The sequence below is a fragment of the Staphylococcus sp. FW104-15G4D genome, assembly GCF_058790135.1.
The window spans coordinates 110,555-125,387 of record NZ_JBYTCH010000004.1; the positions used below are offsets into that span (position 1 = coordinate 110,555).

The following is a 14,833-nucleotide window of genomic DNA, read 5'->3' on the forward strand; positions in this document are numbered from 1 at the left end:
CTCGGGACTGATTTTTAATGTAAGCTATAGCTAAACCATACAACTACTGGTACACTCACTTTAAGAGGGTGAGTTTGAGAAAAGGAGTAAACGCATGAAAAGAACTGAAAAATATGCGGATTCTTATAATGAGCAACGTTCTGAATCACGTAGACCTCATTATAATACGTATTACCAACCAGTAGGTAAACCTCCGAAAAAGAAAAAAAGTAATAAGATTTTATTGAAAATACTAATTATAGTCATTGTACTCGTAGCAATATTCATGGGAGCAATGTATGTCTTATCTTCAAGAGCTAACGTGGATGATTTAAAATCAATTGAAAATAAAAGTAATTTCGTTTCTGCAGATAACATGCCTAATTATGTTAAAGGTGCCTTTATTTCAATGGAAGATGAACGTTTTTATAAACATCATGGATTTGATTTAAAAGGAACTACACGTGCATTGTTTTCAACAATTAGTGATCGTGATGTACAAGGAGGTAGCACGATTACTCAACAAGTAGTAAAAAATTATTATTATGATAATGAACGCTCTTTCACTAGAAAAATTAAAGAGTTATTTGTAGCCCACAAGGTTGAACAGCAGTATAACAAAAATGAGATTTTAAGTTTTTATGTTAATAATATTTATTATGGTGATGACCAATATACACTTGAAGGTGCTGCAAATCATTATTTTGGAACAACTGTTAATAAAAACAATCAAAGCATGCAACAGATTACTGTATTGCAAAGTGCTATATTAGCTAGTAAAGTCAATGCACCGAGTGTGTATGATGTTAATAATATGTCATCTAATTATACGAACCGTGTAAAAGCTAATTTGGAAAAAATGAAGCAACAAGATTTTATTACTGATGAGCAATATAAAGAAGCAATGTCACAATTAAGCAATTAATCTTTTATAAAGTTGTCTACTTTCATCATTCAAAAGTTGAAAGTAGACGCTTTTTTGTATTTTCAAAAGGTTTATTGTGAATGGTTATCTTATTTTTTAATTCGGAACAAATGTGCCATAATAATATTAATTGATATAGTGTCCATTTTCAGAAAAAGGTGGGATGAGATATGCCAAAGATAACGAAGCTTGAGGTTCAAAAGAAGAATAAAGAGCGATTCAATCTTTATCTCGATGGAGAGTTCGAAATGGGGATTGATATAGATACGCTTGTGAAATTCAATTTGAAGAAAGATCAAATGTTAGAGCCTCAAGATATGGAACAAATTCAAAAATATGACCACTATCGTCGTGGAGTAAATATGGCGATTCAGTATTTATCATTTAAAAAACGCACGGAAAAAGAAGTACGTCAATATTTGGAAAAAAATGATGTTTCACAAAATGCAATCGAACAGGTAATAGAATATTGTTATAGAGAAAAATTTATTGATCATGAAGATTATGCAGAAAGTTTAAAAAATACGATGATTCGAACGTCAGATAAAGGGCCTGAAATATATAAACAGAAATTATATCAATTGGGTATTGAGCCAAAGATTATCGATCATTATACGGCTTTATATGAAGAACAACAACCACTTGAAGATGTAATAAAAGTGGGGAACAAAGTCATGAAAACGAAAAAAGGTCCTGTGGTTAAAGTAAAACAAAAGGTTTCCCAAGCCTTAATGCAAAAAGGTTTTACCCTTGAGACGATTCAAGCGACGATGAATGAATTGAATTTTTCGCAAGATGACGAGACCTTAGATAATTTATTGCAACGTGATTTAGAGAAAGTCTATAATAAAAATTGTAAAAAATATGATGGTCAAAAATTAATGATGAAAACCATTGAAGCGCTTATGAGAAAAGGTTATAAGTATGATAAAATTAAATCAAAATTAGAAGAAAGTGGTATAACAGATGGTACAGAAGAAATTGAGTGAGATGTCTGAACAAGAATTAAGACATGAAATTCAAACATACAAAGAGAAAATGCGTAAAGCTGAAATGAATGGAATTATGAATGAATACGATGTGTACCAAAGTAAAGTCATCATTGCAGAAAGCTATCTGGTTGATCGTAATAAAGTTGAAATTGGAAAAATTTACAAATTGAACGATGGCAGCGAACAATACTTTAAAGTAGAGAGATTAAAAGGCGTCTTTGCTTGGGGCTTCAGAATAAAAAGTAGCGAACCAGAAGAAGGTCTACCATTAGCATTATTAAAAATTTAGAAGGATGTATAATCAATGGGAAGTTCAATTGTATTAAGGTTACTAAAAGTAACGCATTATTATAGGAATAAACGAGCAAAGAAATGGTACCTACCTTTTGGTTATGGTGCAGAAGATATTAATTTAAATAATATTTCTTTACATATATATCAAGGTGAATCATTAGGAATAATTGGTGAGCCGGGTTCTTCTAAAACGCTAATAGGCAGAATCTTAAGTGGAACGGTTAAGCCTGATAAAGGTAAGGTTTCCCGAACAGAGAATCTGTTTTACGGTGATATGGAAGACCGGAAAGTAGCACACCAATCTGTACAAGAATATGTTGACGAGATGGTGCAACTATTTCCCTACAAAGCGAGTAGTCATAAGGCTGAACAAATTATCCACTGGGCTCATTTAGCTGAGCAAGGTGAAAATAGTATTTCTAATCTAACAGAAGCTGAATATGCGCAATTACTTCTCAGTATCGCTCGTTCTTGTCAAAACAAAATTATTATATTGAGTCATGTACTCTCGCATTTAGATGATGTGTTTTTCAAAAGAGCGATTGAATTATCAGATGATTACATAAAGAATAATAGTACACTCGTTTTAATAGATAACGATATTGATAAAATTAGCGAAACGACTAACTATATTACGTGGGTTTCTCACGGGCAAATTAGAAAGGAAGGCTCACTTAATCAAGTTTTACCTATTTTTAAAGAACATGAAAAAGACCGCAAAAGTTTAGATTCAAAATCGCAACTGGAAAATTTTGATTTAGATTGGAAAAAGAGTCGTACGCGTATGCCTGAGATGACTTATAACTTTAAGAGAATAGAGCGCTATAATCACGCTAAACCACCAGTATTTTTAGTGAGAATATTAACTCTGTTTGCAAGTTTCTTAATCGGACTTACGTTAATGGGCATATTGCTTTTCAATGATTTAGGAAGGGTTCATGTTTCTGAAAATTACACTCAAGCTTCAATTCAAAATCAAAATAAAGATCCATATGAAGATAAACTCACTTACGGTATTGCTTTAGATGGTTCAACCACATTGAGTGGTACACAAGATTCGACTCTACCTAAATATGGCGTGGCTACGATTACTGGTGAAAATAGTAAAAAATATAGAGTAGAAATGGATCATAAAATATATACAGTAGGCAAAAATGAATTATTCAATTTTAATCCTGCAGGTTTATATGAATCGCATAGTTTTAAAACGTTAATGCCATACATTAAAACAAACTATAGTACATATTATGAATACTTCAATAGTCATTTACATCAAAAGCATAACAAAGTGACTAAAACATTGGTCCCAGAAAAAGATAATCGTTATGTAGTTCCTATTACACAACAACCACTAAATATGATTTTTGGAGACAATGATACGTTAACAGGCTTTGTAATTCCAATGGAACATAAAACTGACTTAAAGAAAAAATTTAACATTAAAAAAGATGTTTGGATTACGAAATCAGGTAGTGGCTATTTTATTGCTGATATGAAAGATGACAAATGGATATATATTGAATTGTAGGTGTGAAAATGATAGATAATATAATACTATACTTTAAAAACTTGCCACATCTTATCACTTATTGTGTTCGTAGGTTGAAGAAAATTTGGAAATGGTTTGCTATGAGCCTTGTAATAGGGATTATCTTAGTATTAGGTTTAGAGGGCATTTTCGATATAAATCATAATACGGATATCGCTCAAGGAAGATGGTTATTTAGAGTGACATCGTTAATTGTATTTGGTCACATTGTACTTTCTGTATACTTAAGTTATAAGTTTTATAGAAAAGATTATATGGTAATGAAATCATTCCATATTTCATCAGTAACGCCTACTATAGTAATTGCACTATTGGCATTCGTAGACATGTTTATTCTTGGTTTAATTATTGCGTTCTTGAAGCCAATTAACTTTGAGACATTTTTATTGTCGCTAATTTATTATTTGATTATGACTAGTATATTTATCGGTGTTATTGCTGTTACTTTTGGTTTATTGAAATTTATACTCAAACGTTTCGACACAATTTATTTTATAATGAGTGCGATTTGTTTCTTTATAGTTCCAATTTTATTCATTCCTAAAACGCACTTATCGATAGTAGATCATATTTTAATGTTAAATCCCGTTTATTATCTTGTTCATGGTAGTGCACAGTCTATTATATTCGGTGCAGTAAGTATGAATAACATTCCATATCATATTTACTTTATTCTCTTTTTAGCATTAATGTGTGTGATTAACTATGCATTAGTTCGCTATATCGCTTTTGATAAATATGATAGTTTAAATGACACTCACCTTGAAAATGATTTAACACATCTGAGTGATGATAATGGCAAGAAATTAGAACATGATGGTGTATTTAACAATAATGAAAATGCTAATGAAGATAATGAAATGATTGGTAAAAATGAATAGCACTGTATTTAGTTATTGATATATAGTTAGATAAAGACCAAGGCACCCCTTATCATTAATTGGAGAAAGGGGTGCCTTGGTTTCTTTATATGTTATTGTGAAAATAGTTTGCGTTGTAGTTTGTCTTCGCTAAATACCCAACCGATGTAAGAGTGGTCGATTTCATTGTCGTGAGTTAAATGTGCAATTGCAACAAATGAATAACGTCCATTATTAAGGTATCTTAAATCCATTAATCGAATTTCTGTTGTACCATCTTCTAAAGGTGTGGTTTGCCAACGATAAATGGATGAAAAATTTAAAAAAGTAAATATATCTTTATTACCTTTAACCTTCCAAAGTAACGAATCAGGCGTCATAGCTTGACGTTTTACCTTATCAGTAAATTCTACATCTTTCCACCGAGCAGTTCCAACATAATCATGTTTATCGGTTTGAATTGCCACACGCCAAACATGAAATTTCATTGTCGGAGCTACAAACACTTTTACAGGATTATGAGAATTTTCAATTTGAGTTAACGCTTCTTTTTTAATAGATGATTGCATCATAAAACGTATTACATAATAAATCACTAGTATTGCTACGATAGGGAAGAATGCGAAATACGGATGTATGCCTAAAACCCAAAGTAATACACCAATACATAAAAGAGTGAAAATAATAGGGTCAAATGTACTAATGACACTTAACTGAATCCACTTATTGGTTATGGGTCTAAGTGCTTGGGTACCGTAAGAATTAAATATATCCACAAACACATGTAAAAATACTGCAAGTTGAGCCCATAGCCAAACATGTAGTGGATTAGTGTTGTTAAAAATAACGAATATTAAAAAGGTTATCAAAATTGGCCATAAAATAGTGAAAGGTATGGAATGGGTAATTCCTCTATGATGAGAAATATAGGTCGCATTATCTTTTAGTTTTAAAACAGTATCACCGTCAGGTATTAATGAACCAGCAACAAGGGTGGTTGCAGTTGCTGCAAATGAACCTGCCATGACGGGATCTTGTGTTGCTAATGCAGTGAGACCTACACCCATAACTATATGTGTGGCTGTATCCATAAATGCTCACTCTTTTCATCTTTATTTAATATATATTATAATCTAAAAGTCGCTATAACAAAATCAACTTACTTCAATTGACGAATCTTTTGAAAGTGGAGATTTATTTGAGATGCATCACAATCGAAAAAGTAGAAAGGACAAATGGCATGTATCAAGAGGAATCTTTTAAAAAGAGAATTGTGGAGTGGTTTAACAAAAATCAGCGTGAAATGCCTTGGCGAGAAACAACTAATCCATATTACATATGGCTTAGTGAAGTAATGTTGCAACAGACACAAGTTAACACGGTTATTGACTATTATCATAGGTTTGTTAATCGATTTCCTACAATAGCAGCTTTAAGCGAAGCACATGAGGACGAAGTGCTTAAATATTGGGAAGGCCTAGGTTATTATAGTCGAGCTCGTAATTTTCATACAGCTGTTAAAGAAGTTGAATCTCAATATGGTGGAGAAGTCCCGTCTGATCCAGATCTTTTCAAAAAATTAAAAGGCGTGGGTCCTTATACGCAAGCAGCAGTGATGAGTATAGCGTTTAACCAACCTTTAGCAACTGTTGATGGTAATGTCTTCCGAGTATGGTCTCGATTGAACAATGATTATCGTGATACGAAATTACAATCGACACGTAAAGCGTTTGAGGAAGAGTTAAATCCATATGTTCAAGAAGATTCAGGGACATTTAATCAAGCTATGATGGAATTAGGTGCACTCATTTGTACACCGAAATCTCCTTTATGTTTATTTTGCCCAGTGCAAGATAATTGTGAGGCTTTTCATGAAGGGACGACTGAAGATCTTCCAATTAAAACTAAAAATATTAAAAAGAAAACTATCAATCAAAAAGTATTTCTTATTAGAAATAATAATGGACAATATCTACTTGAAAAACGACAAGAAAAATTGTTGAACGGAATGTGGCAATTTCCTATGAGGGAAGCAAGTGTAGCTGATAATTTATTAACTCAAGAATTAGGAGTTAAAGTCGAAACTTTAGAAGAGCCCATCTTTGAATTACGTCATCAGTTTACCCATATGACTTGGAATATTAAAGTTTATAGTGTACCTACATCTATAAATCTCTCGGAGAATGAACTCCCCTCAAACATGATTTGGTTTAATTTAGATAACAGGGATAATCATACATTTCCTGTATCAATGGACAAAATATACCGTTTTATTGTTGGATAAGAGCTTAATACAGCGGTTAATATAGTGCCTTTATTTATTAAGCAAGTGTATCAAAGTATGATATAATCTAAATGGCTAAAAATAATAAAGGTGGTGTGGAGTATGGTTAAAGAGTCCATACCTAAAGAAGGAGAAACGATTAAAATTCAAAGTTATAAACATGATGGCAATATACATCGTGTTTGGTCTGAAACGACAATTCTAAAAGGGACTGACCATGTGATTATAGGTGGGAATGATCATACGTTAGTAACTGAAAGTGACGGACGCACATGGATTACAAGAGAACCAGCTATTGTCTATTTTCATTCGGAGTATTGGTTTAATGTTATTTGTATGTTTAGAGAAGATGGGATTTATTATTACTGTAATTTATCATCACCTTTCGTGTCCGATGAAGAAGCGCTAAAATATATCGATTATGATTTAGATATTAAAGTTTATCCTAATGGTAAGTATCACTTACTCGATGAAGATGAGTATGAACTACATATGAACCAAATGAACTATCCTCATGATATTGACGTTATTTTGAGAAGAAATGTCGACATCTTACAGCAATGGATTGAGCAGAAGAAAGGACCGTTCGCTCCAGATTTTATTAAAGTGTGGAAAGAGCGTTATAAAAAGATTAGAGATTATTAAGCAAAAAAGATGTAATACATGATTCTTTGCTTTATATTATTAAAAGTGTCGAATGATTATAAGAATCATGATTTAAATGTATTGCAATCTTGTAGTTCAATGAGTTTAACATCTTTAAGATTTACAACATTATATTGAAGTCTCGTATTGTATTTTAATATCAGAGGTTGAAACATTATCATGACAGTGCTTATGAGTATAAAGTAAGCGAATGAAATGTATTCAACCTCTGTTCATTTTTTAAAAAATAAATTGCGTTTATCACGGGGGGTAAAAGCGCATGATTAAACGATATTTAAAATTCGTCAAACCATATAGATATCGTATTATTGCAACTATTATCGTGGGTATTATTAAATTTGGTATACCTATGTTAATACCGCTATTGATTAAATACGCTATAGATGGAGTAATTAATAACCACTCACTATCAAATAGTGAAAAGTTTAGTCATCTTGCAATCGCAATTGGCATTGCTCTATTTATATTTGTAATAGTACGTCCGCCCATTGAATATATCAGACAATATTTAGCTCAATGGACAAGTAACAAAATTTTATATGATATCCGTAAACAACTATATAATCATTTACAAGCTTTAAGTGCACGTTTCTACGCAAATAACCAAGTTGGACAGGTGATTTCTCGCGTTATTAATGACGTAGAACAAACAAAAGACTTTATACTTACAGGGTTAATGAATATTTGGTTAGACTGCGTTACTATTATCATCGCTTTATCTATTATGTTCTTTTTAGATGTTAAATTAACTATTGCAGCTATTTTCATTTTCCCATTCTATATTTTAACGGTTTATTTCTTCTTCGGAAGATTGAGACAATTGACACGTGTACGTTCTCAAGCACTTGCTGAAGTTCAAGGTTTCTTGCATGAACGAGTTCAAGGTATGTCAGTGATTAAAAGTTTCGCAATAGAAGATAATGAAGCTCAAAATTTTGATCACCGTAATAGTCATTTTTTAAAGCGCGCCTTTCAACATACACGTTGGAATGCCTATTCATTTGCAGCAATAAACACTGTAACAGACTTAGGGCCAATTATTGTAATAGGCGTTGGCGCATACTTAGTTATTAATGGTGCTATTACTGTAGGTACACTTGCAGCATTTGTAGGGTACTTAGAACAATTATTTGGACCTTTAAGAAGACTTGTTTCTTCATTTACTACTTTAACCCAAAGCTTTGCTTCAATGGACAGAGTTTTCCAACTTATGGATGAAGATTATGACATTAAGAATGGTATCGGTGCGCAACCTATTGAAATTAAAAAAGGGCAAATCGATTTGAAGAATGTCAGCTTTAAATATAATGATAATGAATTAGAAGTTTTGCATGATATTAATTTAACAATTAATAAGGGCGAAACTGTAGCTTTTGTTGGTATGAGTGGTGGTGGAAAATCAACTTTAATTAGTTTAATTCCACGATTTTATGACGTTACGTCAGGTGAAATTTTAGTTGATGGCAATAATGTGAAAGATTTCTTAACAGGTAGTTTAAGAAATCAAATTGGTCTCGTTCAACAAGATAATATTTTATTTTCAGACACTGTGAAAGAAAATATTTTATTAGGTAGACCTGATGCAACGGATGACGAGATAGTTGAAGCGGCCAAGATGGCAAACGCGCATGACTTTATTATGAATTTACCTGAAGGCTATGACACTGAAGTCGGAGAGCGAGGCGTGAAACTTTCTGGAGGACAGAAGCAACGTCTTTCAATTGCACGTATATTCTTAAATAATCCACCGATACTTATTTTAGATGAAGCAACCAGTGCGTTAGATTTAGAAAGTGAAGCTATTATACAAGAGGCGTTGGATGTATTAAGTAAAGATAGAACAACTTTAATTGTAGCTCATAGGCTGTCTACAATTACGCATGCAGATAAAATAGTGGTTATGGAAAATGGTCAGATTGTTGAAACAGGTACACATCAAGAGTTGATCCAGAAACAAGGTGCGTACGAACATTTATATAGTATTCAAAATTTATAAACTGCTTGAATCAATAATAATTAAATATCTTAAAAATGATAAAGCACCACCTTTACTATAATTAATGTGAGTAAAGGTGGTGCATTTTTAGTTACAAATCAAAGTCCTCATCAGAAATGTCGATGTCTGAATCTGAATTATGATATTTAAAGAAGCTTAATCGAATTCTATCGAGATGTTCTAAGTGATATCTATATTCCTCAATAGCAGCTATAATTTGCATTACATTTGCATAAGAGTATTGCGTTTGGTAAGGATTTTGAATTAACTCTTGTTGAAATGCGTCCATCAAGTTTTTCTTTAGTGGGTTGTCTACTTCGTAATCAAGTTTTGTAACATCGTATCTCGCTTTTTTAGAAAGGCTCTTATAGATTTGTTCATGAACTGCTACTAACGAATCAAGTTCTAATTTAATTTGTAATAATAGTTGATTATTAAGTTGATGTAAGTCATTTTGGTAACGTGACATACGGTTGAGTACTTCGTAAGCCTGTCTTGTCGTTCCTACTACTTCTTTAAATAATATCTTCTTTCTATTCTGCTGATAAATATGTTTTTTAGTCAAAGGTTTCTCTTCATGATAATAATTGTAGATTTGCTCTAATTTATTGATACGTGAATTAAGTTGATCACCATCCTGCTTAATATTATGAAATTCTGAAGTATCATTAAGCACAAGTTTGAACCATACAAAAATATCTGAAGAAATATTTACAGAATTATAATAGATTTTGGTTTCAAATTTAGGAGGTAAGAAGATTAAATTGACTATTGAGGAACTTAAAACACCTATCATAACAAGAGCGAATCTGAAGAATGCTGCTACATAGAAGGAACCTGTATGTTGACCCATAATGATTAAAGCCGTCACACTTGCTAATGTAGCAACATGAGCTAGGTTAAATTTAAACAAAATCGCAATTAACAAAATAACCGTTACGCCCATTATTATGAAGTTATCACTAAAAATAGTTACCATAGTAACGGCGAGTAGAGCACCTATAATATTACCAATCGCTTGTTCAGATACTGTTTTAATTGAACGATAAACGCTTGGTTGCATCGCTACGACAGCACTGACACCAGCAAGTGCCTTTAAGCCGATATTATCTGGAAGTAAAGAAGCGATAGACATAGCTAATATAATTGCTATACCAGTCTTGAAAATCCGAGCTCCTAGTCTCAAATATAACGCTCCTTTGATTTATGATTTAAATATATTAATACATACTCTCATTCATTATTGTTATACACCGAGACGCTAAATTTTTCAAGCTTATACATAAAAAGATTTGCCTATTAGCTGGTTAATCTTTTTCTAATAAAAATACCCCCACCTATAATGGTAGGGGGTTAAGTCTTAATTATTTTTCATTTGGCTAAATGCATAGTCAGCAGCTTCTATAGTTTTATCAATATCTTCTTCGGTATGCTCAGTAGTTAGGAACCATGCTTCAAATTTAGATGGTGCTAAATTGATACCTTGATTTAACATTAACTTGAAGAACTTCGCGAAAGCTTCGCCATCAGAATTTTCTACTTGTTCATAGTGAGTAATTTTTTCATCCGTGAAATATAACGTCATAGAGCCATATATTCTATTTATCGTAGCAGTAATGTTGTGTTTATCGATTAACTTAAGTAATCCATCCTCAAGACGTTTTCCTAATTTGTCTAACTTTTCATAAACACCATCTTGTTCTAAAACTTCTAGTAAAGCAATTCCTGCTCTCATTGATAATGGATTACCTGCCATTGTACCAGCTTGATATGCTGGACCTAATGGAGCGACATGTTCCATGATGTCTTGTCGACCACCATAGCCACCGATTGGTAAACCACCGCCAACTATTTTACCAAAAGCAGTTAAGTCTGGTTTTACTCCTAATAAATCTTGTGCTGCCCCATAATGAAAACGGAAAGCTGTAATAACTTCATCATAAATGACTAAAGTTCCGTTATCATGTGAGATTTTATTAACTTCTTCTAAAAATCCAGGTTGAGGCATAACCATACCAAAGTTACCTACAATGGGTTCGACGAGTACGCCTGCGATTTCATCGCCCCAATAATCAATTGCTTCTCTATATGAATCAATATCATTAAATGGTACAGTAATCACTTCTTGTGCCACACTTTGAGGCACCCCAGCAGAATCTGGAGAACCTAATTGTGAAGGGCCACTCCCTGCAGCAACTAAAACTAAATCAGAATGTCCATGATAAGATCCTGCAAATTTAATAATTTTATTTCTTTTAGTATAGGCACGTGCCACTCTAATTGTTGTCATAACAGCTTCTGTACCTGAATTAACAAAACGGATCTTTTCTAATGAAGGAATGGCATCTCTTAACTTCTTAGCAAAATCAATTTCAAGTTCAGTAGGAGTACCATATAACACTCCTTTGGCAGCTTGATCTTGAATTGCCTCTGTAATATGTGGATGCGCATGTCCGGTAATTATAGGACCATACGCCTGTAAGTAATCGATGAATTTATTACCATCTACATCATATAAATAAGCTCCATGACCTTCCTTCATCATTACAGGTGCACCACCACCTACAGCTTTATATGAACGAGAAGGTGAATTAACGCCACCTAGTATATATTCATTAGAGAGTTTCTGAAGACGTTCGCTTTCAGTAAAATTCATATCTATCAACCTCTTTTAATTTAATATTTTCATTTAATATCGTATCATAAAATCAACATTATTAAGAAATGGGTGAGCATATGTTAACCAAAGGCGAAAAGTTTCCATCATTTTCATTGGAGAATCAAGACGGAGCAGTAGTTACAAATGAGACATTAAAAGGGCGTAAGGCAATATTATATTTTTATCCTAGAGACAATACACCAACTTGCACAACTGAAGCATGCGACTTTAGAGATAACTTATCTGAATTTAATGATTTAGATGTAGATGTTTATGGAATTAGTGGAGATTCTAAAAAGAAACATCAAAACTTTATTGAAAAACATCAACTCAACTTTGACTTACTTGTAGATGAAGATTATAAACTTGCTGATGAAGCGGGGGTATATCAATTAAAAAAATCTTTTGGTAAAGAGAGTATGGGGATCGTTAGAACTACATTTGTAATCGATGAAAATGGGTATATTATTGACGTAATTGAAAAAGTTAAAGTTAAAACTCAAATAGAAGAATTAAAAAATATCTTGGAGTGAGTATATTGAAAATCGTAAGTCTAAGAAGATTAAAAGATTTAGAGGAACAGTTGATAAAACAATTTCCTGAACAGGAATTCAAATTTTATAAAAAAGCTCAATTTATTCCAACTGAAGATAGAGAATCACTAGATATTTTAATTGGTTATGATGGCGATATAGATCAAGCATTTTTAGAAGAGTGTAAAAACTTAAAATGGATTGCATGGTATGCTACTGGAGTCAATAATCTCCCACTAGATTATATTAATGATAGGGGCATTATTTTAACAAATGGCAGAGGTGTCCAAGCAAAACAACTATCAGAATTTATAATGACGTTTATATTAGATGATTATAAGAAAATGAGAACATCTTATGAAAATCAACGTGCACATAAGTATGACTCAAAGCTAACGGGTGAGAGAGTTAACGGTAAAACACTTCTATTTTTAGGTACTGGCGCAATTGCCCAAAAGACTGCATATTTAGCTCAAGCATTTGGAATGAAAGTTATCGGTGTAAGTAAATCAGGACATATGAAAGATTACTTTGATAATACTTATACTATAGAAGAAATGGATGATGTATTAGCGGAAGGTGATGTGATAGTTAATTCACTCCCAGAAACCCAAGAAACTATACATCTACTTAAAAAACACCATTTTGAGGAAATGAAAGACGAAGCATTATTTATAAATATAGGTAGAGGTACGATTGTGAAAGAAGAACTTATTATAGAAGTTTTACGAAATCATTTGATTAGACATGCATATTTAGATGTCTTTGAAAATGAACCTCTATCAAGTGATAACCCGCTATATGATTTAGATAATGTTACGATTACTGCACATATTACTGGTAATGATAAAAATATAAATCGTGATGTAACTGCAATATTTGAAAAGAACTTAACTCATTTTCTCAATAAGAACAGCGTAATTGAGAATGAAGTAGATCCAAATAAAGGGTATTAGTTGAAAACATCATGTACTTATTGACATTTATAATCTTCAACAGTTATATTAATATTAAGTAATAATTATTATTAACTAGAAAGATGGTGAATTCAATGAGTGCGGATTTAGAGTCAATTGAACATGAACTTGAAGAATCAATTGCGTCTTTAAGAAAAGCAGGAATACGTATTACGCCTCAAAGACAAGCAATTATACGTTATCTCATTTCTTCACATTCACATCCTACAGCGGATGAGATTTACCAAGCACTTTCACCTGATTTTCCTAATATAAGTGTTGCAACTATCTACAATAATCTAAGAGTATTCAAAGATATTGGTATAGTAAAAGAATTAACGTATGGTGACGCATCAAGTCGATTTGATTTTAATACACATAATCACTATCACGTTATTTGCGAAAAATGTGGTAAAATCGTAGACTTCCATTATCCTCAACTTGATGAGGTTGAACATTTAGCTCAACATGTTACAGATTTTGATATCACTCATCATCGAATGGAAATATACGGAGTATGTAAGGAATGTAAAGAAAACGAAAATAATTAAAAGCTTAAAAGATTAAGGTAGTAGCCTTTAAAGGTTGCTACCTTATTTTTTATGAATTAATTAGGTGCAAATTTGTAAGTTTTCCTATATATTAGGATATCTCTAGTTAGATGATGATCTTAAGAGCGAATTACACTATTAAATCTAATTATTCTTAATCAAGAAACTTATTCACAGATAAAGTAATTTTAAACTTAAAAACTCTTTGAAAGTAATTGACGTTATTGAGCTAACTTGATATTATATAAAAGTCGTCAAAAACAGATTAATTAATTGAAAACTTGAAGTAAAAAACTTTAAGTTAATGTTAATAAAGTGTAATTTTGACTATTGAACTTTCTTGCGAAACATTATAAGATATTATTTGTTGAATTAATCAACTACAAACAAGAAATAAATTAATGAATTTAATTCTTGACAGTTTAAGTTGATTTCGATACAATAATGTATTGTAAGTGTTAAATGAACATTGAAAACTGAATGACAATATGTCAACGTTAATTCCAATAAACGTAACGAAACGTTACAAACTATTTAGTATTTATGAGCTAATCAAACATCATAATTTTTTATGGAGAGTTTGATCCTG

General features: G+C 32.0%; 14 protein-coding genes. 11 read left to right on the forward strand and 3 right to left on the reverse strand.

What is annotated here, in order from left to right; all coding sequences use genetic code 11:
• The first annotated feature begins 94 nt into the window (after positions 1-94).
• The 5 genes from sgtB to AC3WQX_RS10925 all read left to right on the forward strand — a co-directional run bounded on the left by sgtB (position 95) and on the right by AC3WQX_RS10925 (position 4,620).
• On the forward strand, positions 95-904 hold the full coding sequence (sgtB, locus tag AC3WQX_RS10905; protein ID WP_002435910.1) for a monofunctional peptidoglycan glycosyltransferase SgtB: 810 nt from the start codon (positions 95-97) through the stop codon (positions 902-904).
• A gap of 170 nt (positions 905-1,074) precedes the next feature.
• Positions 1,075-1,893, forward strand: a complete 819-nt coding sequence (recX, locus tag AC3WQX_RS10910) for a recombination regulator RecX (RefSeq protein ID WP_002435941.1) — start codon at positions 1,075-1,077, stop codon at positions 1,891-1,893.
• The gene (locus AC3WQX_RS10915; RefSeq protein WP_002445497.1) at positions 1,871-2,185 is read left to right on the forward strand and encodes a YfhH family protein; all 315 of its coding nucleotides are present in this window, start codon (positions 1,871-1,873) and stop codon (positions 2,183-2,185) included. Before recX ends, AC3WQX_RS10915 begins: the two co-directional genes overlap by 23 nt.
• Before the next feature lie 15 nt (positions 2,186-2,200).
• On the forward strand, positions 2,201-3,718 hold the full coding sequence (locus AC3WQX_RS10920) for an ATP-binding cassette domain-containing protein (protein ID WP_002435950.1): 1,518 nt from the start codon (positions 2,201-2,203) through the stop codon (positions 3,716-3,718).
• An 8-nt stretch (positions 3,719-3,726) separates the two neighbouring features.
• Complete coding sequence (locus tag AC3WQX_RS10925; protein ID WP_023350035.1) at positions 3,727-4,620, forward strand: Teichoic acid transporter TagG; 894 nt, start codon at positions 3,727-3,729, stop codon at positions 4,618-4,620.
• A 92-nt stretch (positions 4,621-4,712) separates the two neighbouring features.
• Here the strand turns inward: AC3WQX_RS10925 and AC3WQX_RS10930 are convergent, their stop codons facing one another.
• Positions 4,713-5,690, reverse strand: a complete 978-nt coding sequence (locus AC3WQX_RS10930; RefSeq protein WP_002435893.1) for a metal-dependent hydrolase — start codon at positions 5,688-5,690, stop codon at positions 4,713-4,715.
• Between the two features lie 149 nt (positions 5,691-5,839).
• On the opposite strand from AC3WQX_RS10930, the gene mutY reads away from it, so the two are divergent.
• From mutY to AC3WQX_RS10945, 3 genes are all read left to right on the forward strand, one after another.
• Positions 5,840-6,883 (forward strand): A/G-specific adenine glycosylase, encoded by a 1,044-nt coding sequence (mutY, locus tag AC3WQX_RS10935; protein WP_030063572.1) that lies wholly within the window; start codon positions 5,840-5,842, stop codon positions 6,881-6,883.
• 102 nt (positions 6,884-6,985) lie between these two features.
• The gene (gene ntdP, locus AC3WQX_RS10940) at positions 6,986-7,528 is read left to right on the forward strand and encodes a nucleoside tri-diphosphate phosphatase (RefSeq protein ID WP_002435932.1); all 543 of its coding nucleotides are present in this window, start codon (positions 6,986-6,988) and stop codon (positions 7,526-7,528) included.
• A 280-nt stretch (positions 7,529-7,808) separates the two neighbouring features.
• Positions 7,809-9,545, forward strand: coding sequence for an ABC transporter ATP-binding protein (locus AC3WQX_RS10945; RefSeq protein ID WP_002435897.1), 1,737 nt, complete (start codon positions 7,809-7,811; stop codon positions 9,543-9,545).
• A gap of 91 nt (positions 9,546-9,636) precedes the next feature.
• Here the strand turns inward: AC3WQX_RS10945 and AC3WQX_RS10950 are convergent, their stop codons facing one another.
• Positions 9,637-10,731 (reverse strand): FUSC family protein, encoded by a 1,095-nt coding sequence (locus AC3WQX_RS10950; protein ID WP_002435931.1) that lies wholly within the window; start codon positions 10,729-10,731, stop codon positions 9,637-9,639.
• A 174-nt stretch (positions 10,732-10,905) separates the two neighbouring features.
• Positions 10,906-12,201 (reverse strand): glutamate-1-semialdehyde 2,1-aminomutase, encoded by a 1,296-nt coding sequence (locus AC3WQX_RS10955; RefSeq protein WP_002435901.1) that lies wholly within the window; start codon positions 12,199-12,201, stop codon positions 10,906-10,908.
• An 80-nt stretch (positions 12,202-12,281) separates the two neighbouring features.
• Between AC3WQX_RS10955 and bcp the strand changes: the two genes are divergently transcribed.
• The 3 genes from bcp to perR all read left to right on the forward strand — a co-directional run bounded on the left by bcp (position 12,282) and on the right by perR (position 14,244).
• A complete protein-coding gene (bcp, locus tag AC3WQX_RS10960) occupies positions 12,282-12,737 on the forward strand; it encodes a thioredoxin-dependent thiol peroxidase (RefSeq protein WP_002453587.1) in 456 nt (151 codons plus the stop codon).
• Between the two features lie 5 nt (positions 12,738-12,742).
• Entirely contained in the window at positions 12,743-13,693 is a 951-nt protein-coding gene (locus AC3WQX_RS10965) for a phosphoglycerate dehydrogenase (protein WP_030063569.1), read from the forward strand.
• Positions 13,694-13,788: 95 nt separating this feature from the next.
• Positions 13,789-14,244: a peroxide-responsive transcriptional repressor PerR gene (perR, locus tag AC3WQX_RS10970; RefSeq protein WP_002435887.1), complete on the forward strand. Its 456-nt coding sequence runs from the start codon at positions 13,789-13,791 to the stop codon at positions 14,242-14,244.
• Positions 14,245-14,833: the final 589 nt, after the last annotated feature.